Raw genomic sequence first — 22,368 nt, forward strand, 5'->3', positions numbered from 1 at the left:
CCGGCATGAGCACGACTCTCTCGGCCGGACACCCTGCAGGCGGCCGTCGGCGGGAGCTCCTGATGGACGCCCGGACAGCAGCTCAGCTGGTGCCTCTGGGCTCCGTCGTCGCCGTCGGCGGGAGCGGATCGCTGCTTCAGGTTCCGGAAACCGTGCTGGCCGCCATCGGCGAGTGCTTCCGGGAGACGGCGGCGCCCTCGGGTCTCACCGTGGTGCACACCATGGGACTCGGCGACCACACCGGACGAGGCGTCGACCATCTCGCCCAGCGCGGGCTGGTCAGCCGGTTCATCGGATCCCATTTCGTGCTCAGCCCGGCCGAGCAGGCGCTCATCGCGGCGAACGAGGTCGAGGCCATCGGCCTCCCCGCCGGCACGATCTCCCTTCTCTACCGCGAGATCGCGGCTCACCGCCCGGGGCTGTTCACGGACATCGGACTAGGGACGTACGTCGACCCCCGCCAGGACTGGGCGCGCATGAACGAGGTCACGCGTGAGGGCATCAGCGAGCTCGTCACGATCGGCGGTCGCGAATGGCTCTTCTACCCGCGGTTCGGGATCGATGTCGCTCTCATCCGCGCCACGGCCGCCGACGCCGACGGCAATCTGACGATGGACGACGAGGCCGCCTGGAGCGACAACCTCGCCATCGCACAAGCGGCCCACAACTCCGGCGGCATCGTCATCGCCGAAGTCAAGGAATTCGTGCCGGCGGGAACGTTCCCCGCCGGCCGGGTCCGGGTCCCGGGCGTCCTGATCGACGGCGTCGTCGTGACCGACTTCCCCAACCAGACTCCGATCACGGTTTCCGACCCGACCCGCACCGGGCTGTATTCGAACGAGCCGATCGAGATCGACGTCCTCCCTCTCGACCACCGCAAGGTGGTCGCGCGCCGGGCGGCGATGGAGATCGCCGAAGGCCAGCTCGTGAATCTCGGGGTCGGCATGGCGAACGGCATCTCCTACGTCGCGCTCGAGGAAGGGTTCCTCGACGACATCACCCTCACCGTCGAGCAGGGGATCTACGGCGGCCTCCCGGGCCTCGGACTGGACAGCGGCACCGCGATCAACCCGTCGGCCATCATCGACATGCCGAGCCAGTTCGACCTCTACGACGGCGGGGCGCTCGACTTCGCCGGACTGGCCTTCGCCCAGGTGGACCGGTGGGGCAACGTCAACGTCGCACGGGTGGGCAGCGTTCCGATCGGGCCGGGCGGATTCATCGATATCAGCCAGAAGGCGTCCGTCGTGGCGTTCTGCGGGACCTTCCGGGGCGGGGACCTCCGCATCGGGGTGTCGCCCGCCGGGATCTCCATCGACCGTGAGGGCCGCTACGGCAAGTTCGTCGAGCGCGTGGATTACGTCACCTTCAACGCGGAACGCGCCCTCGCCGACGGACGGCGGGCGATCTACGTCACAGAGCGGGCCGTGTTCGTGCTGGGCGAGGACGGCATCGAACTCACCGAGGTGGCGCCCGGCATCGACCTGGAGCGGGACATCCTCTCGCTCCTTCCCTTCGAACCGGTGATCCGGAAGGACCCTGTGCTCATGGACCGAAGACTCTTCGACACCGCCCGGATGGGCGTCACGATCGCGCGCACCGAGCGTGCCGCCGGCGGTCGTCGCGAGGTGCGAGCATGACCGCGGCATTCGAGGGGGTACGAATCCTCGACTTCACCCAGCTCGAGCAGGGACCGTCCGGCACGCAGGTGCTGGCCGACTTCGGCGCCGAGGTGATCAAGATCGAGCGGATCGACGTGGGCGAGATCGGGCGCGGGCAGTTCCCGACCATCGGCGGCTACAGCCCGCATTGGTCCGCGACCAACCGCAACAAGAAGAGCCTGAGCGTCGACCTGAAATCCCCCGAGGGCATGGCCCTCGTGCTCGAACTGGCGCGCGACGCCGATATCGTCGCGAGCAACTTCCGGCCGGGAGTGATGGACCGGCTGGGACTGGGATGGGATGTCCTGTCGCGAATCAACCCGAGGCTGATCGTGGCGTACGCCTCCGGGTACGGACAGACCGGCCCGTACGCGCTCCTGCGCGGACAGGATCTCGCCGCCCAGGCCATCAGCGGTCTGATGGCACTCACCGGAAGCGACGAAAGCGGGCCCACGCCGGTGGGCACCTTCATGATCGACTATGTCGCATCCATGCAGTTCGCCCAGGGCATGATGATCGCGCTCGCCGCCCGCGAGAAGACGGGCCGCGGCCAGGTCGTCGACTCCAGCCTCCTGAACGCGGCGCTCGCGACCCATCTGCAGGAGGGCACGACCTACCTCAACACGGGCCAGCAATACCCGCGGCCGCCAGAGGGTGTCGCCCACGCGCACAACACGGCGCTGTACGGGCGATACCGCACGGCGGACGACCGATGGATCGCGCTGATCGGCGAGTTCTACATCACCGAACCCTGGAAGCGCACCGCCCGTGCGCTCGGGATGCCCGAGGAGGTCGTGAACGACCCCCGGTTCCAGGACACGGCCGGGCTGCGCGAGCACATCATCGAGACCCGCGATCTGGTGGCCGCCGGGATAGCGCGCTTCACGCTGGACGAAGTGACGGCGCGCTTCGAGGTGGAGGACGTGCTCGTGGCGACGATCAAGGAGTACGACGACGTGTTCCTCGACCCGCAGATCCTGCACAACGAGATGGTGCTCACGGCCGAGGTGCCGGGTGTCGGCAGCATGAAGTTCGTCGGGATGCCCGTCAAGCTGTCCGACACCCCCGGCGTGTTCCGCGCGCCCCCGCCCAAAGTGGGGCAGCACAACGACGAACTGCTCGCGGCCCTCGGCCGTAGCGCAGACGAGATCGCCGCGCTGAAGGCTGCCGGCGTGATCGGCTCGGAGTCCGACCGAGAACGCAACGGACAGGGCTCCTCCTGGTGACCCGTACCCCCGTCAACCGACCTCATACCGAAAGCGTTGCCATGACCACTGCGACCACGAGCACACTCCTTCTTCCCACCGCGGCGGGCAGCCTGGAATCCCACGCCATGCACGAGGGCGTCGAGTTCGCCCGCCATCCCGCCCAGTTCACCTCCCGTGCGGTCTATGCGGCCGCCCACGTCGTGGTCGACGCGCGCGCCGAGTACACGCCCGGCATCCGGCCCCCCGTCGACTGGGAGGCGACCATCGCGTTCCGCGAGCACCTGTTCAGCTACGGCATCGGGATCGCGGAGGGCATGGACACGTCCGAGCGCGGACCGGGTGGTCTGGACTGGGGCCAGGCCCAGGAACTCATCCGCCTGGGTGTTGCGGCGGCCAAGAAGGCGGATGCCGCCGTGGTCGCCGGTGCGGGCACCGACCAGCTCGACCCCGCACGCATCCACTCCCTCTCGGCGATCGTCGACGCGTACACTGAGCAGCTCGAATTCGTCGAGGCCCAGGGCAGCGCCGCCGTCATCCGCGCCAGTCATGCCCTCGCGCAGAGCGCGAGGTCGTCCGACGACTACCTCTCGGTGTACCGGGACGTGCTGGGCAAGGCGACGAAGCCCGTCATCGTGCACTGGCTCGGAACCGGCTTCGACCCGAGCCTTCGCGGCTACTGGGGTCGCACCGAGCCGCTGGACGCAATGGAGGTCGTCGTGCAGATGGCGCAGGAGAACGCCGTGCACCTGCAGGGCATCAAGTTCAGCCTGCTCGACGACGAGATGGAGCGGGAATTCCGCCGCCGGGTGCCGGCAGGCGTGAAGGTCTTCACCGGCGACGACTACGGATACACCGACCTGCTGCTCGGAGACGGCGAGCACGTGAGCCACGGGCTTCTCGGAGTGCTCGACCCGATCGCGCCCATCGCTTCGACCGGGTTCGCCGCACTCGACCGGGGCGACGAGGACGAGTTCGCGCGCATCATGAACGCCTCCATCCCGCTGGCCGTGAAGATGTTCGAGGCGCCGGCCGACCGCTACAAGATCGGTGTGGTGTTCGTCGCCTGGCTGTCCGGGCACCAGGACCATTTCCGCATGGTGACCGGTCGCGAGGGCATGAGATCGCTGCAGCACCTCACCGACCTCTTCGTGCTCACCGACGCCCTGGGGCTCTTTCCCGACCCCGATCTTGCGGCGTCCCGCATGCGCACGTTCCTCGCCGCCAACGGCATCGACTAGCACCCCGACCACGACGATTGGCAACTCATGAGTGACACGACAACCGCCACTTCCACCGCTCTGCTCACCGGCGCCGCATCGGCCCGCGGAATCGGGCGGGCGACCGCCGCCAGACTCGCGCAGGCCGGATGGGCCATCGCGATCCTCGACATCGACGAGGCCGCCGCCCGGTCGGCGGCTGACGAGATCGCAGCGACGTACGGTGTGCAGGCCATCGGCGTGGGCGCGGACGTTTCCGACGCCGACTCGGTGAACGAGGCGATCGGTCGTGTGGAGGAGGCGATGCCCCCGATCTCCGGCCTGGTCAACCTCGCCGGCATCAGCTCGCCCACAGAATTCATGTCCGAGACGGTCGAGGCCTGGGATCGGGTGTTCGCCATCAACATGCGCGGAACCTTCATCGTCACGCAGCGGGTGCTCCGCGGCATGATCGAGCGCCGGTACGGGCGCGTGGTGAGCATCTCCTCGATCTCCGCCCAGCGCGGTGGGGGCACCTACTCGAAGGTGGCGTACAGCGCCTCGAAGGCCGCCATCATCGGGTTCACCCGCGCGGTGGCCCGCGAGATGGGCGAGCACAACATCACGGTCAACGCCGTCGCGCCCGGGCCCATCGACACCGACATCATGGGCGGCACTCTCACCGACGAGCGAAAGGCCGAGATGTCGAAGGACATCCTGGTCGGCCGGGTGGGAACGCGCGACGATGTGGCCGCATTGATCGCTTTCCTGCTGGGTGAGGACGCCGGGTTCATCACCGCCGCGACCTATGACATCAACGGCGGCCTGCAGATCTCGTGATGGACGTCCGCACAGAAGAGGTGACCGCGGAGCGTGAGCGCGAACTGCTCCGTGGGTTCCCCGAGGATGTCGAAGTGACAGCAGAGTCCGTCGCTGCGGCCAACGCGCGCGCTCCCCGCACTCTGATCGTGCTCGACGACGATCCGACGGGAACGCAGTCCGTCGCCGACGTGCCCGTGCTCACACGGTGGGAGCCGGACGACATCCGGTGGGCGCTCGCCCTCGGCAGCGGAGCGGTGTACGTGCTGACAAACACCCGCAGCCTCGATCCCGTCGCCGCCGTCGCGCGCAATCGGGAGGTCGTCGCCAACGCGCTCCTCGCGGCGGAGGGGCAGCCGCTCGGGTTCGTGAGCCGGAGCGACTCGACGCTCCGCGGGCACTACCCGCTCGAGCCCGACACTATCGCCGACGTGCTCGAGGAGAAGACCGGCGAACGCATCGACGGCATCGTCATCGTCCCGGCGTTCCCCGATGCCGGCCGCGTGACGATCGGCGGTGTGCATTTCGTTCGCGCCGGGGACGGCGAGCTGGTCCCCATCGCGGAGACGGAGTTCGCGCGGGACGCGACCTTCGGCTTCACGAGTTCGCGCCTCGACGAGTATGTCGAGGAGAAGTCCAACGGCAACTCTCCCGCCGACGAAGTCGTGGTGCTCGACCTCGGGGTAGTCCGCTCCGGAGCGGCAGTGATCGCAGACCTCTTGGAGGGCGTCACCGACCGCACGCCGATCGTCGTCGACATCGTCACCGAGAACGACCTGCGGGCTCTTGCCCTCGGGTTGGCCGAGTCGGAGAGCCGCGGGAAGCGATTCGTCTACCGGGTCGGGCCGCCCTTCGTCCGGGCCCGCATCGGTCAGGCGGAACGCGCTCCGCTCGATCCCGACGAGATCTTTCGGGATGGGCCGCCCCTCGACGGCGGCGGCCTCGTCGTCGTCGGCTCCCACGTCGGGCTGACCAGCCGCCAGCTCACTAGGCTGTTGCAGCAGGAGGACACGGCAACGGTCGTGCAGCTGAACGTGCGCGCGCTTCTCGACGAGGCGACGCGCGGCAGCACCATCGACATCGCGATCCGGCGCGCGAGCGCCGGCCTCGACACCGGCGACGTGGTCCTGCACACGAGCCGGGAAGTCATCAGGTCGGACAACGCGGCAGAGAGCCTGGAAATCGCCCGCGTGATCTCGGCGGCGCTCGTGCGCGTCGTGCGCGGCGTGCTTAAGAATCATCCGCTGCGCTTCGTCATAGCGAAGGGCGGAATCACGTCGTCCGACGTCGCGTCCGAAGGGCTCTCGATTCGGCGAGCGATCGTCCGCGGCCCGCTCCTGCCCGGAATCGTGTCGCTGTGGGAGCCGGCCGAGGGGCCCGCTCAGGGCGTTCCTTACGTGGTCTTCGCCGGGAACGTAGGCGACGACTCCTCTCTCGCGGAGGTGGTCGCTCTGTTGTCCGCTGCAACGTAGCAAGTCACTTCGTCACCGGAAATCCGCGGAAGTCGAGCTCGATCGTCAGGCTGACCCTGGAGGCGATCGCCGACGGCAAGTTCGTGGGCCCGGCGTACGCGAGGGGTGCCGTGAATCGCTCCGGCCGCCCGGCGGCGGAGCGTACTCGTCAGGCCGCGACGCCGGGGCGTTCCTCGCGACGTAGCGGCTGCAGTCGGGCCAGTTGGGTGACGTGCTGGGGTCCGAGCTCGGCGAGCGAGTTGACCTGGAGGAGTTTCATGGTGCGGATGAGCTGGTCGGTGAGGATCTGGATGGTGCGGTCGACTCCTTCGCGGCCGCCGGCCATGAGGCCGTAGAGGTAGGCCCGCCCGATGAGGGTGAACTTCGCGCCGAGGGCGTAGGCGGCGATGATGTCGGCGCCGTTCATGATGCCGGTGTCGATCGCGACCTCGGTGTGGTGGCCGACCTCCCGCACGACCGAGGGCAGGAGGTGGAACGGGATCGGGGCGCGGTCCAGCTGGCGTCCGCCGTGGTTGGAGAGCACGATCCCGTCCACCCCGTGATCCACCAGGGTGCGCGCGTCGTCGAGGTTCTGCACGCCCTTGATCACCAGCTTCCCCGGCCACATCTCCCGGATGATCTTCAGGTCCTCGTAGTCGATCGAAGGGTCCATCGCCGCGTTCAGCAGGTCACCGACGGTGCCGCCGGTGGAGGACAGGGAGGCGAACTCGAGTTTCGGGGTGGTCAGGAAGTCGTACCACCACCACGGCCGCGGGATCGCGTCGATGATCGTGCCCAGGGTCAGCTGCGGAGGAATGGAGAACCCGTTGCGTTTATCCCGCAGCCGGGCGCCCGCGATCGGGGTGTCCACAGTGAAGAACAACGTGTCGAACCCCGCCGCCGCCGCACGCTCCACCAGCCCGTAACTGATCTCACGCTGCCGCATCACGTACAGCTGGAACCAGTTGCGCCCGTCCGGGTTCGCCGCCTTCACCCCCTCGATCGACGTGGTGCCCAGCGTGGAGAGGGTGAACGGGATGCCCGCCGCCCCCGCAGCCCCGGCCCCCGCGGTCTCGCCCTCGGTCTGCATCAACCGGGTGAACCCGGTCGGCGCGATCCCGAACGGCAACGCCGACGGACCACCCCAGATCTCACACGAGGTATCCACACTCGACACATCCCGCAGGATCGAGGGGTGGAACTCCACATCCTGAAACGCCTGCCTAGCCCGCGCGAGCGACAGCTCTCCCTCGGCGGCACCCTCCGTATAGTCGAACGCCGCCTTCGGCGTCCTGCGGCGGGCGATCCGCGCCAAGTCCTCGATCGTCAACGCCGACTCCAGCCGCCGCTTCCTCAGATTCAGCTCGGGCTTCTTGAACTGCATCAACTCCAGCAACTCGGCCGGACGGGGAAACTGGCGGTCAACCATGGGAAGAGCTCCTAGCGAGGGTAGTAACGGACAATCCGGGACGTGCGGGCGACCAGGGCGCGGAGCGTCTCCAGGTCGCCCGAGAGAAGGCCCGCGGCACGCGCCTGGACCAGGACGTTGCCGATGGCGGTCGCTTCAACCGGGCCGGCGAGCACGGGCAGGCCGCTGCGGTCGGCGGTGGCTTGGCAGAGCAGTTCGTTGCGCGCTCCCCCGCCCACCATGTGGACGGCCTCGACCGGCACGCTCGACAGGGATGCCGCCATACGGACGGTCTGGGCGAAGGCGGCCGCCAGGCTCTCGACGATCACGCGGACCATGCCCGCGGGCGAGGCGGGGGCGCGCATCCCGTGCTCGGAGAACCATTCGGCAATGAGCGACGGCATGTCTCCGGGGGCGAGGAAGCGCGGGTCGTCCGCGTCGAAGACCTCGGCCGGGCGCGGCAGCTGGGCCGCCTCCGCCAGCAGCCCGGCGAGGTCGACGTGCAGACCGCGGCGCTGCCACTCGCGGATGGACTCGCTGAGCAGCCACAAGCCCATGACGTTGTGGAGGTAGCGGATGCGGCCGTCGACGCCGCCCTCGTTGGTGAAGTTCGCGGCGCGTCCCTCGTCGGAGATGACGCGCTGCTCGAGCTCCACACCGACGAGGCCCCACGTTCCGCACGAGATGTACGCCGCGCGGGATGCATCCATCGGCACCGCGACCACGGCGGACGCGGTGTCATGCGAGCCGACGGCCGTGACGGTGGGGCCGCCCCCCGCGAAGGGCAGATCCCGCGCCAGTGCCGGGAGCACCCTTCCGACGGACGTCCCGGCATCCACCAGCGGCGCGAAGGCGGTGCGCGGCAGGCCGAGGCGGTCGAGCAGGCCGTCGTTCCAGGCGCCCTCGGCCGTCAGCAGGCCGGTGGTGGAGGCGTTGGTCCGCTCGGCATGCTCGGTCCCCGTGAGCCAGTACGTGATCAGGTCGGGGATGAGGAGAAAGCGGTCGGCGGACGCGAACGACCCGTCGGCCGCATCCACCGCCAGCTGGTACAGCGAGTTGAACGGCAGGAACTGGAGGCCGCCCTCCCGGTACAACTCGGCCGGGTCGACCGCAGCGTGCACCAGCGAGACGCCCCGCTCGGCCCGCTCGTCCCGGTAGTGGTACGGCTCGCCCAGCAGCCGACCGCCGCTGAGAAGGCCGTAGTCGACCGCCCAGGAGTCCACGCCGATAGAGGCGAGTCCTGGATCCGACCGGGCGACGGACCCCAGCCCCTCCAGCACCTGCGCGTACACCCCAGTCACATCCCAGTGCAGGGCCGCTCGGCCCCCCTCCCACACTCGGACGGGTGTGTTGAGAAATCGGGCGGCCTCCGTCAGCTCCAGCGTGTCGGCGCCGACCCGCGCGTGCATGACCCGGCCGCTGGTCGCTCCGAGGTCGACCGCGGCGACGGTACCGGCACTCATCGCAGGAACGCGGCAGCGACTCCGGCGTCGACCGGGATGTGCAGCCCTGTGGTGTGGTCGAGGTCCGCCGAGGTGAGCACCGCGACCGCGTTGGCCACGTTCTCCGGCAGCACCTCCCTCTTGAGCAGAGTTCGCTGGGCGTAGTACTTGCCCAGATCCTCCTCGGGTACGCCGTACACGGCGGCGCGCTTGGCGCCCCAGCCGCCGGCGAAGATGCCCGACCCGCGGACGACCCCGTCGGGGTTGATGCCGTTGACCTTGACCCCGTAGTCGCCGAGCTCGGCCGCGAGCAGCCGCACCTGATGCGCCTGGTCGGCCTTCGTCGCCGAGTAGGCGATGTTGTTCGGGCCGGCGAAGACGGAATTCTTGGACGAGATGTAGACGATGTCGCCGCCGAGGCCCTGCTCGATGAGGACCTTCGCCCCCGCCTTGGACACCAGGAACGAGCCCTTGGCCATGACGTCGTGCTGCAGATCCCAGTCCGCCTCGGTGGTCTCGAGGAGCGGCTTCGAGATGGACAGGCCCGCGTTGTTGACGATCAGGTCGAGGCCGCCGAACTGCAGCAGCGCCTCCTGGATGGCCGCGCGGATGTCGGACTCGCTGGTCACGTTCGCCGCCACACCGATCGCCACATCCGTGCCGCCGAGTTCCGCAGCAGCGGCCTGGGCCTTCTCGAGGTCGAGGTCGGCGATGACGACGCACGCGCCCTCGGCCGCGAGGCGGGTCGCGATGGCCTTGCCGATGCCGGACGCGGCGCCGGTCACGAGCGCGATTCGGCCCCCGTGGGACTTCGGTTTCGGCATGCGCTGGAGCTTGGCCTCCTCCAGCGCCCAGTACTCGATCCGGAACTTCTCCGCCTCGTCGATCGGCGCGTACGACGAGATCGCCTCCGCGCCGCGCATGACATTGATCGCGTTGATGTAGAACTCACCGGCTACGCGCGCGGTCTGCTTGTCCTTGCCGTACGCGAACATGCCGACGCCCGGGATGAGCACGATCGCCGGGTCGGCACCGCGCATCGCTGGGGATTCCGGGGTCGCGTACTTCTCGTAGTAAGCCGTGTACTCGGTCCGGTACTGCTCGTGGAGCTCCTTCAGCCGGGCGATCGACTCCTCGATGGACGCGTCGGCCGGCAGGTCGAGGATGAGCGGCTTCACCTTGGTGCGGAGGAAATGGTCCGGGCAGGATGTGCCCAGAGCGCCCAGCCGGACGTGCTCCTCCGAGGCGAGGAAGTCGAGCACGACGTCCGCGTCGGTGAACGAGCCGACCTGCGGCTTATCCGTCGACGCCAGTCCACGGAGAGTGGGCGCGAGCACTGCGGCCTTCGCCCGGCGCTCCGCCGGCTCCAGCGGCTCGTTCGCCGGGATCCGCGCCCCGAACGGCTCGGGGCGACCGTGCTCGGCGATGTAGTCGGCCGCCGTCTGGATGATCCACAGCGAGTTGGCCTCCGCCTCCTCGCTCGAGTCGCCCCAGGCGGTGATGCCGTGGCCGCCAAGAATGGTGCCGATCGCGTCCGGGTTCGCGGCCTTGATCGCCGCGATGTCCAGGCCGAGCTGGAACCCGGGACGGCGCCACGGCACCCACACAACGCGGCCGCCGAAGACCGTCTTCGTCAGCTCCTCGCCGTCCACCGCGGTCGCGATCGCGATGCCGGAGTCGGGATGCAGGTGGTCGACGTGCGCCGCATCCACCAGGCCGTGCATCGCGGTATCGATCGACGGGGCGGCACCGCCCTTGCCATGCAGCGTGTAGTCGAATGCGGCGACCATCTCGTCTTCGCGCTCGACGCCCGGGTAGACGTTCTTCAGCGCGCGGAGGCGATCGAGACGGAGGACCGCGAGGCCGGACTCCGTCAGCGTGCCAAGGTCTCCCCCGGAGCCCTTGACCCACAGCAGTTCGACCGGCTCACCGGTCACCGGGTCGGTCTCCATGCCCTTGGCAGAGGTGTTCCCGCCGGCATAGTTCGTGTTCTTCGGGTCCGACCCGAGGCGGTTGGATCGGGCGATGAGGGACGGGACGGTCTCGTTGGTCATGGTCACGCGCCCCATCCGGCCTGGGTGCCGCCCACGCGGTCGGCCTCGATCTTCTGCTGGTATCCGCTCGCCTTGTACGCGGCCATCGGGTCCGCCGGGAGTCCGCGCGACTCGCGCCAGGCGGCCAGGTCGGCGCGCACGTCCGTGTTGAACGCATCCATGAACACCGTGTTGGCCGCCAGTACGTCGTTCGCGCGCTGCGCAGCTTCGAGCGCCTCCATGTCCACCAGCAGCGCCTTCGCGGTCGCCTCCTGCACGTTCAGTACCGAGCGGATCTGGCCCGGGATCTTCGCCTCGAGGTTGTGGCACTGGTCGAGCATGAACGCGACCTCCGGGCTGCCGTAGCCGCCTCCCTGGATGACCTCGAAGATGATACGGAACAGCTGGAACGGGTCCGCCGCGCCCACGATCAGGTCGTCGTCGGCGTAGAAGCGGCTGTTGAAGTCGAAGCTCCCCAGCTTTCCGAGGCGGAGCAGCTGCATCACGATGAACTCGATGTTCGTCCCCGGGGCGTGGTGGCCGGTGTCCAGGCAGACGAAGGCGCGGTCGCCGAGCGCGGCGGTCTGCACGTAGCTGGTTCCCCAGTCCGGAACATCGGTGTGATAGAACGCCGGCTCGAAGAACTTGTACTCCAGCACGAGCCGCTGGCCCTCGCCGATGCGCTCGTAGATCTTCTGCAGCGAGTCCGCGAGCCGGTCCTGCCGGGCACGCATGGAGTCCTGCCCCGGGTAGTTGGTGCCGTCGGCGAGCCAGATCTTCAGGTCGCGCGAGCCGGTCTCGTTCATCACGTCGATGCACTCGAAGTGATGGTCGATCGCCTTCTGGCGGATGCGGTCGTCGTGGTGGGTGACCGAGCCGAACTTGTAGTCCTCGTCCTGGAAGGTGTTCGAGTTGATCGTCCCCAGTTCGACGCCGTTGTCCTCGGCATGCTTCTTGAGGTCGGCGTAGTTCTCGACCCGGTCCCATGGGATGTGCAGCGCGACGCTCGGCGCGAGCCCGGTGTGCTTGTGCACCTGCGCGGCGTCCGAGATCTTCTCGAACGGGTCGCGTGCAGTGCCCCGCGTGCCGAACACCTTGAAGCGGGTGCCCGAGTTGCCGAACGCCCAGCTCGGCAGCTCGATCGCCTGCAGCGCCAGCTGGGAGCGGATCTCATCAGTGAGGGTCATCTTGTCGCTTTCTCTCCGGCGTCATCGCCGCATGAATCGTTTCAACCTACCGCGGCCGGGTACGGATGCGCAACCGACCTGGAGCGTCAGGCCAGCGCAGGGGCGCTGAGCGAGGTGGAGCGCCGCACCACGAGTTCGGGGATGAACCGCACCTGCTGGTGCACGTGGGTGACACCCGAGTCGAGGTCCTCGATCTCCCGAAAGAGCAACTCGCCCGCCGCATACCCGATCTCACGTCGCGGCTGGCGGACGGCGGAGAGCGGCACCGCGGCGGTCGACGCGAAGTCGATGTCGTCATACCCGATCAGCGCGATGTCGTCCGGAACGCGCAGGCCTGCGGCGACGCAGCCCTGCAGGAGCCCCAGTGCGAGAAGATCGTTCGCCGCGAAGACCGCCGTCGGGCGCCGCGCCGAGGCCAGGATGCGCTCGGCTGCGTCGCGCCCGCCCCGCGCGTCCATCCGCTCCGCCGCTACCACGACCAGCTCGACCGGCTCCACCTCCTCGGCCACCGCCGTCCGCGCTCCCGCGAGGCGATCGCGGATCTGCTGGAGGTCGGAAGGGCCGCTGACGAAGGCGATTCGCCGATGACCCTCGGCGATGAGATGCGCCATCCCCAGCCTGCCGCCTTCCACGTCGTCGACGGCGACCGAGCACGCCTCGACGTCCGATGCGACGCGGTCGACGAGAACGGCGGGGATTCCCTGTTCGCGCAGCCGGTCCAGCTCTGCACGGGTCTCGCCGATCGGCGCAAGCAGCACACCGCGGACGCGCTGCTGCTCGAAGGCGCTCAGCTGCTCCCGCTCGCGCTCCGGTCGATTCCCACTGTTGCCCAACTGGATGGAGTAGCCACGCTCGATAGCGAACGCCTCCGCACCAACGTAAAGGTCCGTGAAGAAGGGGTTTGCCACATCCATCACGACCATCGCGATGGCCCGGCTGGCTCCGGCACGCAGCTGGCGGGCCGTCTCGTTGCGGGTGAAACCCAGTGTCGCGATGGCGGCCTCGACAGCCTGCCGGGTCGGTTCCGCGACGATTTCGGGTCGATTCAGGACGTTGGAGACCGTGCCCACCGCGACCCCGGCGAGCGCCGCCACGTCTTTGACGCTGGGTCGCTTCGGCGCCATGGCCATCCCTCCTCGATCCGATCGAATGTACCTCATCAGGGCGACGGTTCATCGGACAGACCCCGCGCTGCTGGACGCGAACAGCGTGTCCAGAACGAGTCGCGGTCGCTTCGCCCGTGTCGTCCACGAGTCGTTCATCCCCCCGAATCACTGATCGCCACTGGTACGCCGGAGCGGGCCGCGCGCAGCGCGGCGAAGAGTGCCCGGTGCGTCGAGGCGGCGGCCGGTAGCCCGGTTGGAAAGGAGGAGCTCTCCGCGCCAGTCGAGACCGCGACAGCCACGGCGCGCCAGAACTCGACCTGAGCCGCGTGCCCGTCCTGTGGCCAGCTGGTCGGGAAGCGGGTGAACTCCGTCGGTGTCGCAATCCATCCGCCGCGGGTCAAGGAGACGTGAGCAGCGCCGTCATCCCCGATGATGTCGAGCTGCTGCCGTCGGTGGAGCTGGGGCACGTCCGGCGAGAAGGGTGAGAAATCACCGGAGGAAACGGTCGCCACCGAATCGCCGAACCTGTAGCGCGCGACGACATCAGCGAACGAGACCGTGCGTCCGTAGGCGGACTTCCCCGATCCTGCAGCAAGCACCGTGTCGACCGAAGGCCACCCCGCCGCCCGGGCGACGGCGAACGTGAGGTCGAGCAGGTGAGGGCCCTGGTCTCTCAGATCGACGCACGAGCTGGCGTCGATCGATCGGATGACGCCCAGTCGTCCGTCGCGCACCTCCTCCATCACGCGTCGCCAATGCGGCATCCATCGGTAGTGCGTGTTGACCGCGACGAAGAGCCCGTGGGCGAGGTCGAGGAGGGGCTGCGTGTCGTCCTCCGTGAGTCCGATCGGCTTCTCGATCACGAAGGCTCGCGCTCCGGCGGAGACAGCACGCTCGAGTGGCTCGAGTCGGAACACCGGGGCAGTCGCGATGGCGACGAGATCGGTCCGGTCCGCCGCGACCAAGTCTTCGATCGTCAGGGCGGCGCGCGCCCCCCATCGATCCGCGAGCACCTTCGCCCTCGCGTGTTGGCGATCCCAAACCCCCACCACCCGGCCCACACCCGAGCGCATCAGATCGTCCCCGATCGACGCGGCCCGATCGCCTGCGCCGACGAGGGTGACGCGCATGCCATCCATCGCATGCCTCCTAATCCATTAGTTGTAGGGTGGTAAGGGGCAGGGACGACCCAGACCAACAGACGCCTGGATGGTCATGATCAGCCCGGAGGGATCCATGGTGGCGGACAACATCCGGCCGAGCCGGCCCACCATCCTGGACGTGGCGCGACACGCTCAGGTGTCCCGCGCATCGGTCTCCAAGGTGCTGAGGAACGCCTATGGCGTCAGTGATTCCATGAAGGTTCGGGTCGAGACCGCCATCGACGCGCTCGGCTACCGTCCGTCGATCGTGGCGCGCGGCATGCGCTCGTCGACCAACACATTCGGGGTCATGCTGCCGGACCTCGAGAATCCGTTCTTCTCCCGGATTGTCGCCGGCGCCCTCACAGAACTCACGGGAAGCGGGTTCCAGCTGATCCTGGCGCCCGTCGATCCCGAACACCCCGATGGTAAACAGGCCCTCCAGGCCCTCGACGACCGCCGGGTCGACGGCTTTCTGGCGATCTCTCCGCTCGCATCCACCGACTGGATCGAGAGCCTGGCGCAACGAGTGCCGCTTGTGCAGCTTGGTCAACACAGGGTGTCGCCGTATTTCGACACCATCTCCGGTGACGACGAAACCGGTGCGAGGCTGGTCATGGAGCACCTTATCGGGCGAGGGCACGCCGACATCGTGCATGTCACTAACGTCGACGATTCCGGCAAGCAGATAGACGACAGCGCGCACCTTATCCGTCGTCAGACCTATGAAGCCATCATGACGGAGCACGGGCTCTCCGGTCAGATCCGGATCGTGAACGCAAAATTCACCGAGAGCGCCGCCCATGATGGAATGCTCCGTTTGTTGCAGCAGGAGAACACCCCGACCGCAGTCTTCGCTGGGAACGACGCCGCGGCCATGGGCGTTCTGCGAGCGATCGACGACGTGGGGGCTCGCGGTATGATCGCCGTCGCGGGGTACGATGACACCGTCCTGGGCGGGCATCCGCTCGTCGGCCTGACGAGTGTCGACCAGAGCGGTCAAGAGATGGGTGCTCTAGCGATGCGGATGTTGCGTGAGCGTCTCGCGGGCCGGACGGTGTCGCGGAACGAAGTCCTCGAACCGCGTCTGATCGTCCGCCGCAGTACGGATCAGCCGGGGCCGAACGCATAGCCGATCTCGCGATCTAAGACCTCCAGGTCGCCGGGGTCGATGTCGATCGCCAGCACCGCCGCCGCCTCACCGATGGTCGCCGCGCGGCTCGCACCCACGATAGGGACCAGGGTCGACGATCGTCCGAGGTGCCAGAGCAGGATCAGCTGGCGCAGAGAGATGCCGAGGCTGCGAGCATGCGCCTCGGACTGAGGGAGACGCTCGGCCATCTGCGACTGCAGCCGCACTCCGCCAAGCGACGAGTAAGCCATGTAGAGCAACCCGGCACGCTCGCAGTGCGCGACCATCGCGGCGTCCGACAGGTCGAACGGCGAGAACCGGTTCTGGACCGCGGCGATCTCGGCAATCGAACGTGCCGCCTCCAGCTGTTCGATGGAGACGTTCGATAGGCCGATCGCAGCGATCTCACCCCGTGCTCGCGCCTCGTCGAGCACCGCGAGGCTCTCGGCGACCGGAACCATCGGGTCGGGATGGTGCAAGAAGTAGAGGTCGATGCTGTCCACGCCGAGAGCGATCCGTGCGTCGCGGAGGTGCTCGCGCAGGCGCTCGGGCGAATTGTCGATCGGGAATCCTGAGTCGGCACGGAAGTGCCCCCCCTTGCTCGAGAGAAAGACCGGCACATTCGATCCCGCGACAGCCTGTCCCACGACCCGCTCCGCGTAGTCGGGCTCGTCAGGCGTCGTGTACGCGCGCGCCGTGTCGATGAACGAGATGCCCGACTCCACGGCGAACCGGATCGCGTCGATGCTAGCCGCGTCGTCGGTCGGATCCCGGAAGGCGAACTGCGCTGTGCCGAGGGCGATCCGCGAGAAGCCGTCCGAGATCATCGCGACCCCGATGCCACGGGCGCGGCTAGGCCGGCGTTGCGTCGGACGAGTGCACCGGCGACGGCGTCGGCGACTCGCTGGTCGGCATAGACGAAGAGGTCCGAGAGGGGTCGGTGCGGCAGCCATTCGGTTGAGTTGAGGATCCGAACGGCGAGCTCTGGGTCGAGGGGCGCCACCGCGTCGACAACGCTACGGATGGCGTCGCCGTCGTCGGACAAGTCGGCGAGCGGACTCTGAAGATGGAGAGGACGACCCATAGGCCGCCCCCGCCGAGACGGCACGTCCCAGCTGTGCCGGCCTTCTCCCACCTGGTCGACGACACCCGGCAGCTCGACAACGGCGGTCCCACCCACCGGGACCTCGATGGACACGGTCACCGTCTTATCGTCTCGGCGTCGCCATTCGACCGACCACCGCAGACCGTCCCGTTCATATCGGACGCTCGCCCAGTCCAGGCTCCCGAGGAAAACAGGCGAGACGGTGGCCGTCCGGAATCCGGGGTCGGCGAGTCGCAGACCGCCCACCCTCTGGTGCAGCCACGACGCCGCTGCGCCGAGCGCGTAGTGGTTGAACGACGTCATCTCGCCAGGATTCACCCGGCCATCGGGCAGCATGGCGTCCCACCGTTCCCAGATCGTCGTCGCGCCCATGGTGACCGGGTAGAGCCAGGAGGGGCACTCCCGCTGCATCAACAGCTTCTCCGCGACATCGAAACGTCCACCGATGGCAAGCGCCTCGAGCACTAGGGGGGTGCCGACGAACCCGGTGATGACCCGGTAGGCCGCCCGCCGCAGCACCTCCGCGAGCCGACCGCTCGCGACCCGAACCTCATGCGGCTCGAGCAATCCGAATACGATCGCGAGCGAATAGGCCGTCGCGGATTCGGAGAGCACGCCGACCGACTGCGTGATATAGGCAGCGCGGAATGCATCCCTCACACTGGTGGCCATACGCGCGTATCCCGCCGCCTCGTCGTCACGCCCCAGAATCGATGCAGCCTTCGATATCGTCAGCATCGAGCGATAGAGGTACGCGTTCGCGACCAGGTCCGCGTCGGTCTTCGCCTGCCCCGGTTGCTCCGGAGGCGCGGTCGGGTCGAGCCAGTCGCCGAACTGGAACCAGCCGCGCCACAAGCCGTCGGCATCTCGCAGCGCCGCAACACACTCGACCCAGGCCTTCATGCTGGGCCACTGACGCTCCAGCACGGCCCGGTCACCGAACCGCTCCCACAATGCCCAGGGCACCCCGACGGCAGCATCACCCCAGATGGCGGAAGGCATCCGCGAGGGCGGGAGCACGAACGGGATCACCAGAGGCACAGCGCCACTGGGGAGTTGCTCCAGACTCAGATCCGTCAGCCAGGACTGCAGGAAGGAGGAGCAGTCGAACAGGAAGGTCGCTGTGTCGGCGAACACGTTTATATCACCCGTCCACCCGAGGCGCTCGTCGCGCTGCGGGCAGTCGGTCGGCACCGACAGGAAGTTGCCACGCATGCTCCATACGACGTTCTCATGGAAACGCGACAGCTCCGGGTCGGAGCATTCGAACCAACCTGTCCGCGCCATGGTCGAATGGACGACGATTGCGCGGATGGAATCGGCCGAGACGGAACCGGGCCATCCACGGAGCCCGACGTAACGGAACCCGTGGAAGGTGAATCGAGGCGCCCACTCCTGCTCGCCGCCGCCGGAGATGTACGTGTCCGTGGCGGCGGCGAATCGCAACGGCCGCACGCACAATTCACCGTCCTCCAGGACCTCGGCGTGCCGGAGCACGATCTCGCGCCCCTGCGGAGCGTCGACGCGAATCCGCACATGGCCGACAAGATTCTGGCCGAAGTCGACGATCACCTCCCCGCTCGGCGCCGTCCAGATCCGCTCGGGCGCGAGTTCCTGCTGCGCCCTGATCGGCGGAGCCTCGTCCAGCGACGGGCCCTGCAACGGAGGATGGATGGCAGCGGGCGTCCACCGCCGCAAGTCCGCCCCCGGACGGGACCAGTCCGGAACCGCCCGGCGCGCGTCGTAGACCTCGCCTCGGTAGATGCTCGAGCGAACGATTGGCGAGGCGTGGGAGAGCCATCCGGGTCCGCTCGCCACGACCTCCTCGCGTCCGTCGCGGTAGCGGATGTGCAACTCGAGAGCGACGGTGGGCTGATCACCGTAGACCCGCCGGGCCATCCCAAGGAATCCGTACTCCTCGGTGAACCACCCACCCGCGAGCGTCACCCCGATCGCGTTCTCGCCTTCCTCGAGCAGCGAGGTCACATCGGTCATGGCCACGTTGACGCGTTGCTGGTAGGCAGTCCACCCCGGTTTCAGGAGGTGATCGTCGACCTGCGCGCCGTTGATCTCCACCTGATAGACGCCGTGCGCAGCAGCGCGCAGACTCGCTGACTCCAGCTCGCCGTCCACGACGAAGGCTCGACGGAGCAGTGTCGGCTCCGCCGCTTCCGCGGGGGCGGCTGCCCCGATCGCCGGTGGGTCGAAGTCGTTCATCCCTTGAGGCCTCCCCCGAATCCCTTGATGACCTGGCGCTGGAGTATGAAGTACGCGATGAGGATGGGGAGCATGCTTGCCACGAGGCTCGCGAACACCAGGTTCCACTCCGCGGTGTAGGTGCCGACGAAGGAGTTCAGGGCCAGCGGCAAGGTGAGATTCGGGCTGCCGGTGAGGTAGAGGAGCGGGATGAAGAAGTCGTTCCACACGTGGATGGCGGTGAGGATGACGACCGTTCCAGTGACTGGCTGAACGAGCGGGAACACCACCGACCGCAGGAGCCGGAGCCGGCTCGCACCGTCGAGGATCGCCGCTTCCTCGTAATCGATTGGGAGCTCGCGGAGGAACGTGACATAAAGGAACGTCGCGAACGGCACCTGCGCTCCGGTGTAGAAGACGATCAGCGCAGCCGGTGTCCCCAGCAGACCGAGGTCGTGCATCGTCTGGTAGAGCGGCAGGACGCCGAGCTGCAGCGGGATCAGCAACCCGAGCATGATTGCCAGAAAGACGAACCGCGAGAGCCCCGACGTCACGCGAGCGAGTGGATACGCCGCCAAGAACGCGAGTGCGCAAACGAGCAGGCAACTGGCCGCCGTCACGATCACACTGTTGATCAGGGCCTGCCCGAGCGCCCCCTGTGTCCAGGCCTGAGTGAAGTTCTCGATCGTCGGATGTAGGACGGGCGCGATCGCGGGCGAGGGGTCCGATGGCGCCTTGAGCGCGATGTTTACGAGCAGGTACAGCGGGATAAGGAATATCACCGTGACCAGTATCATGAGTACCTCGACGACACCGGTCGAGAAGCGGTAACGGGACAATCTCACGCCCTTCTCTGCCGCGACAGCAGGGAGTACTGACCCGCCGAGATGGCGGCGACGAATACCGCGAGGACGAGGGCCATGGCGATGCTGTAGCCGAACTCCCCGTACTGGAAGGCGTTCTGGTAGATGAGTGTCGACATAGTCTGCGAGGCTGTGCCCGGTCCGCCGCCAGTCATGATGTAGACCTGGTCGAAGATCTTCAGACCGCCGATGACACTCAAGATCGCGTTCACGGTGATAGCGGGAGCCAGCAGCGGCAACCGCACCGAGATGAGGGTGCGAAACGCGCCCGCGCCGTCGATCGCGGCGGCTTCGAGCACCTCGCCTGGGATCGCCGCCATGCCCGCGAGGAAGATCACCATCGAATACCCTGCGAACTGCCACACAACGACGCAGATGATGGAGAACAGGACGATCGACGGATCGCCGAGCCAGTTCGCGGCGAGGCCCCCGAGCCCCATCGAACGCAACGTGGAGTTGATGGGTCCGGCGGGAGTAAAGATGTACTGCCAGAGAAACGCCGTCGCGATGGGTGCGACGACGGCAGGCGCGAACAGCAGGACCTTCAGCACTCCGCCGCTCTTGATGCCGCTGCTCACGCCGAGCGCCAGCAGCAGGCCCAAGAGGTTCTGGAAGACGGTTATCGCCAACGCGATGACAAGGGTATGCAGAACCGCTCCGCTCGCGGCGGAGTTGCTGAAAATCCGCTCGAAGTTTGCGAGCCCAGTGAACTTCGCGACCGTGGAGAGACCATCCCAATTGGTGAATGCATAGCCCACCCCCCGGGCGCTGGGGATCAGGATCACGAACCCGTAGGCGACAAGGGCGGGGATTGCGAGGACGAGGAGCGATCTCCGGAAGACCGGGTTCCGAGGCCGCATGCGACGTCGATCAGCGAGTGTCATGGGTGTTCTCCCGACGAGGTGGTCGCGGCGCGCCGGACGGAGTGCGCGCCGCGACCGCATGATTCGGATCTATTGCTGGCTGAACGCGGAGTCCATCTGCTGCGCGATCTGCTTCGGCGTCTGCTTGCCGACAAGCAGGTCCTGCATACCGGTCTGCAGAGCGACCTGGATCTGCGGGTTCGGCCAAAGCTGGTCCATGAAGAGCACGGTGTGCCCCGACTTCTGCATATCGAGTACGACTTTGCCCGGCCCGCTGGCATCCGTGTAGTTCGATGCCGGGAACGCCGGGACACCGCGACCGTTCGCGTACAGCGCCGCCCCGTTCGAGCTGGCCATGAAGTTCACCCACGCCTGCGCGGCAGGGAGATTCTTCGACTTCGCGTTGATCGCGAAAGCGAACGAGGCCGTGGCCGGTAGGTAAGTCTTCGATGCGTTGTTTGTCGCCGGAAGCGCGGCGAAGCCCATAGTCGCGGCGGGGTTCATCGCCGAGATGAGCTGACCCACTCGGCCGAGGTAGACGGTGCCGATGGCCTTCCCTTCTGCCACGAGCGACAGGGAATTCTGATACGAGACGCCCGAAGCGTCGTTCTCAAAACACCCGGCGTTCTGCATGTCCTGCGTCATCGAGATCGCCTGGACCCACTTCGAGTCCGCGAACGTCTTCTTGCCGTCGTTCATCTCAGTCACGAAGTTCTTGTCAGCTCCGTAGACCAGCGTGGCCGCCAACGCATACGGGATCATCTGCCCGTTCGGCGGCGTTTGCCCGCCGAGCGCGAAAGCGACGAGGCCCTTAGCCTTGGCGTCCCGGCAGTAGGTCAGGACGTCGCTCCACGTCGTCGGCACGGTGAGCCCGGCCTGCTTCACGAGGTCCGTACGGTACGCGTACCCGACGCCCTGGCGATAAACGGGTGCGGCATAGGTCTTGCCCTTGACGTTGAGGACCTGCTTGTCGGTGGCAGTGAGCCGAGCCACCCAGGGGCCAGTCTGCGCCGCGATGAGACCGCGCTTGCCGATGATCTGGGCTGATGTCGGCGTGCCCGTTCCCGGAGCGACAGGGAAGACATCCGGCGCGTTGTCGGAGGCGAGCTGCGTCGTCAGTGCCGCGTACTGATTGTTGATGGACGCATAGGTGACGTTGATCGTCACCCCCGGATTCTTTTGGGTGAACTGGCTGATCAGAGTCGTGAGGGGAACCCGATCGTCGGGATTAGCGAACATGGACACCGTTCCGCTGACCGGCCCGCTCGAAGCGGGCGTGGTTGCGGGTGCGGACGGGCTCGTGGAGCAAGCTGCGAGCGTCAGGCTGGCCGCAGCCACCCCAGCTACGAGGATGAACCTCATCTTTCTCATGTGATCCTCCTTGATCATGCATGGGCCGGCTTCGCCGGAGGTAGCCTCACTGTAGCGGTTTGGAGATCGATCTACAAGATGAAACGATATACCGGGTATTCGCGCACCGCCGGCCGACATCGACGAGGATGCGCGTGCCGCGATGGGTCGAATGGTGAAGGCCCTAGTAAGCGCGGCGATCCCGG

General features: G+C 67.5%; 17 protein-coding genes. 6 read left to right on the top strand and 11 right to left on the bottom strand.

The window, feature by feature from the left end:
• Window positions 1-5 precede the first annotated feature (5 nt).
• From ACR9Y5_RS16975 to ACR9Y5_RS16995, 5 genes are read left to right on the top strand one after another with little or no spacing between them, the layout of a single operon-like run.
• A complete protein-coding gene (locus ACR9Y5_RS16975) occupies window positions 6-1,640 on the top strand; it encodes an acyl CoA:acetate/3-ketoacid CoA transferase (RefSeq protein ID WP_481299062.1) in 1,635 nt (544 codons plus the stop codon).
• Window positions 1,637-2,887, top strand: coding sequence for a CaiB/BaiF CoA transferase family protein (locus ACR9Y5_RS16980; protein ID WP_481299063.1), 1,251 nt, complete (start codon window positions 1,637-1,639; stop codon window positions 2,885-2,887). Before ACR9Y5_RS16975 ends, ACR9Y5_RS16980 begins: the two co-directional genes overlap by 4 nt.
• A gap of 41 nt (window positions 2,888-2,928) precedes the next feature.
• A complete protein-coding gene (locus ACR9Y5_RS16985) occupies window positions 2,929-4,107 on the top strand; it encodes a DUF993 family protein (RefSeq protein ID WP_481299064.1) in 1,179 nt (392 codons plus the stop codon).
• 27 nt (window positions 4,108-4,134) lie between these two features.
• Window positions 4,135-4,905 (top strand): SDR family NAD(P)-dependent oxidoreductase, encoded by a 771-nt coding sequence (locus ACR9Y5_RS16990; protein ID WP_481299065.1) that lies wholly within the window; start codon window positions 4,135-4,137, stop codon window positions 4,903-4,905.
• Window positions 4,905-6,356, top strand: a complete 1,452-nt coding sequence (locus ACR9Y5_RS16995; protein WP_481299066.1) for a four-carbon acid sugar kinase family protein — start codon at window positions 4,905-4,907, stop codon at window positions 6,354-6,356. The genes ACR9Y5_RS16990 and ACR9Y5_RS16995 overlap by 1 nt, the downstream gene beginning before the upstream one ends.
• Window positions 6,357-6,504: 148 nt before the next feature.
• On the opposite strand, the gene ACR9Y5_RS17000 is transcribed toward ACR9Y5_RS16995, so the two are convergent.
• From ACR9Y5_RS17000 to ACR9Y5_RS17025, 6 genes are all read right to left on the bottom strand, one after another.
• On the bottom strand, window positions 6,505-7,764 hold the full coding sequence (locus ACR9Y5_RS17000; RefSeq protein ID WP_481299067.1) for an alpha-hydroxy acid oxidase: 1,260 nt from the start codon (window positions 7,762-7,764) through the stop codon (window positions 6,505-6,507).
• An 11-nt stretch (window positions 7,765-7,775) separates the two neighbouring features.
• Window positions 7,776-9,206: a rhamnulokinase gene (locus tag ACR9Y5_RS17005; RefSeq protein WP_481299068.1), complete on the bottom strand. Its 1,431-nt coding sequence runs from the start codon at window positions 9,204-9,206 to the stop codon at window positions 7,776-7,778.
• The gene (locus tag ACR9Y5_RS17010; protein WP_481299599.1) at window positions 9,203-11,239 is read right to left on the bottom strand and encodes a bifunctional aldolase/short-chain dehydrogenase; all 2,037 of its coding nucleotides are present in this window, start codon (window positions 11,237-11,239) and stop codon (window positions 9,203-9,205) included. The genes ACR9Y5_RS17005 and ACR9Y5_RS17010 overlap by 4 nt, the downstream gene beginning before the upstream one ends.
• Before the next feature lie 2 nt (window positions 11,240-11,241).
• Entirely contained in the window at window positions 11,242-12,405 is a 1,164-nt protein-coding gene (gene rhaI, locus ACR9Y5_RS17015; RefSeq protein WP_481299069.1) for an L-rhamnose isomerase, read from the bottom strand.
• Window positions 12,406-12,491: 86 nt separating this feature from the next.
• On the bottom strand, window positions 12,492-13,529 hold the full coding sequence (locus ACR9Y5_RS17020) for a LacI family DNA-binding transcriptional regulator (RefSeq protein WP_481299070.1): 1,038 nt from the start codon (window positions 13,527-13,529) through the stop codon (window positions 12,492-12,494).
• A gap of 134 nt (window positions 13,530-13,663) precedes the next feature.
• Window positions 13,664-14,641, bottom strand: coding sequence for a Gfo/Idh/MocA family protein (locus ACR9Y5_RS17025; RefSeq protein ID WP_481299071.1), 978 nt, complete (start codon window positions 14,639-14,641; stop codon window positions 13,664-13,666).
• A 79-nt stretch (window positions 14,642-14,720) separates the two neighbouring features.
• On the opposite strand from ACR9Y5_RS17025, the gene ACR9Y5_RS17030 reads away from it, so the two are divergent.
• On the top strand, window positions 14,721-15,785 hold the full coding sequence (locus ACR9Y5_RS17030) for a LacI family DNA-binding transcriptional regulator (RefSeq protein WP_481299072.1): 1,065 nt from the start codon (window positions 14,721-14,723) through the stop codon (window positions 15,783-15,785).
• Here ACR9Y5_RS17030 and ACR9Y5_RS17035 read toward each other — a convergent pair.
• The 5 genes from ACR9Y5_RS17035 to ACR9Y5_RS17055 all read right to left on the bottom strand — a co-directional run bounded on the left by ACR9Y5_RS17035 (window position 15,764) and on the right by ACR9Y5_RS17055 (window position 22,174).
• Window positions 15,764-16,612 (bottom strand): aldo/keto reductase, encoded by an 849-nt coding sequence (locus ACR9Y5_RS17035; protein WP_481299073.1) that lies wholly within the window; start codon window positions 16,610-16,612, stop codon window positions 15,764-15,766. The genes ACR9Y5_RS17030 and ACR9Y5_RS17035 overlap by 22 nt on opposite strands.
• Window positions 16,609-19,107 (bottom strand): alpha-L-rhamnosidase, encoded by a 2,499-nt coding sequence (locus ACR9Y5_RS17040; protein ID WP_481299074.1) that lies wholly within the window; start codon window positions 19,105-19,107, stop codon window positions 16,609-16,611. Before ACR9Y5_RS17040 ends, ACR9Y5_RS17035 begins: the two co-directional genes overlap by 4 nt.
• Entirely contained in the window at window positions 19,104-19,931 is an 828-nt protein-coding gene (locus tag ACR9Y5_RS17045) for a carbohydrate ABC transporter permease (RefSeq protein ID WP_481299075.1), read from the bottom strand. The genes ACR9Y5_RS17040 and ACR9Y5_RS17045 overlap by 4 nt, the downstream gene beginning before the upstream one ends.
• Window positions 19,928-20,734 (bottom strand): carbohydrate ABC transporter permease, encoded by an 807-nt coding sequence (locus ACR9Y5_RS17050; protein WP_481299076.1) that lies wholly within the window; start codon window positions 20,732-20,734, stop codon window positions 19,928-19,930. The genes ACR9Y5_RS17045 and ACR9Y5_RS17050 overlap by 4 nt, the downstream gene beginning before the upstream one ends.
• A gap of 168 nt (window positions 20,735-20,902) precedes the next feature.
• Window positions 20,903-22,174 carry an ABC transporter substrate-binding protein gene (locus tag ACR9Y5_RS17055; protein ID WP_481299077.1) on the bottom strand — a complete coding sequence of 424 codons (1,272 nt, stop codon included), beginning with the start codon at window positions 22,172-22,174 and terminating at the stop codon, window positions 20,903-20,905.
• Window positions 22,175-22,368 lie beyond the last annotated feature (194 nt).

It is taken from the genome of Leifsonia sp. KNZ13-11D (genome assembly GCF_056754895.1).

What these genes read in the sequence shown, in the direction of transcription:
- ACR9Y5_RS16975 (WP_481299062.1), top strand. Translation starts at nt 6, where the DNA reads ATGAGCACGACTCTCTCGGCCGGACACCCTGCAGGCGGCCGTCGGCGG.
- ACR9Y5_RS16980 (WP_481299063.1), top strand. Translation starts at nt 1,637, where the DNA reads ATGACCGCGGCATTCGAGGGGGTACGAATCCTCGACTTCACCCAGCTC.
- ACR9Y5_RS16985 (WP_481299064.1), top strand. Translation starts at nt 2,929, where the DNA reads ATGACCACTGCGACCACGAGCACACTCCTTCTTCCCACCGCGGCGGGC.
- ACR9Y5_RS16990 (WP_481299065.1), top strand. Translation starts at nt 4,135, where the DNA reads ATGAGTGACACGACAACCGCCACTTCCACCGCTCTGCTCACCGGCGCC.
- ACR9Y5_RS16995 (WP_481299066.1), top strand. Translation starts at nt 4,905, where the DNA reads ATGGACGTCCGCACAGAAGAGGTGACCGCGGAGCGTGAGCGCGAACTG.
- ACR9Y5_RS17000 (WP_481299067.1), bottom strand. Translation starts at nt 7,764, where the DNA reads ATGGTTGACCGCCAGTTTCCCCGTCCGGCCGAGTTGCTGGAGTTGATG.
- ACR9Y5_RS17005 (WP_481299068.1), bottom strand. Translation starts at nt 9,206, where the DNA reads ATGAGTGCCGGTACCGTCGCCGCGGTCGACCTCGGAGCGACCAGCGGC.
- ACR9Y5_RS17010 (WP_481299599.1), bottom strand. Translation starts at nt 11,239, where the DNA reads ATGACCAACGAGACCGTCCCGTCCCTCATCGCCCGATCCAACCGCCTC.
- rhaI (WP_481299069.1), bottom strand. Translation starts at nt 12,405, where the DNA reads ATGACCCTCACTGATGAGATCCGCTCCCAGCTGGCGCTGCAGGCGATC.
- ACR9Y5_RS17020 (WP_481299070.1), bottom strand. Translation starts at nt 13,529, where the DNA reads ATGGCGCCGAAGCGACCCAGCGTCAAAGACGTGGCGGCGCTCGCCGGG.
- ACR9Y5_RS17025 (WP_481299071.1), bottom strand. Translation starts at nt 14,641, where the DNA reads ATGCGCGTCACCCTCGTCGGCGCAGGCGATCGGGCCGCGTCGATCGGG.
- ACR9Y5_RS17030 (WP_481299072.1), top strand. Translation starts at nt 14,721, where the DNA reads ATGGTCATGATCAGCCCGGAGGGATCCATGGTGGCGGACAACATCCGG.
- ACR9Y5_RS17035 (WP_481299073.1), bottom strand. Translation starts at nt 16,612, where the DNA reads ATGATCTCGGACGGCTTCTCGCGGATCGCCCTCGGCACAGCGCAGTTC.
- ACR9Y5_RS17040 (WP_481299074.1), bottom strand. Translation starts at nt 19,107, where the DNA reads ATGAACGACTTCGACCCACCGGCGATCGGGGCAGCCGCCCCCGCGGAA.
- ACR9Y5_RS17055 (WP_481299077.1), bottom strand. Translation starts at nt 22,174, where the DNA reads ATGAGGTTCATCCTCGTAGCTGGGGTGGCTGCGGCCAGCCTGACGCTC.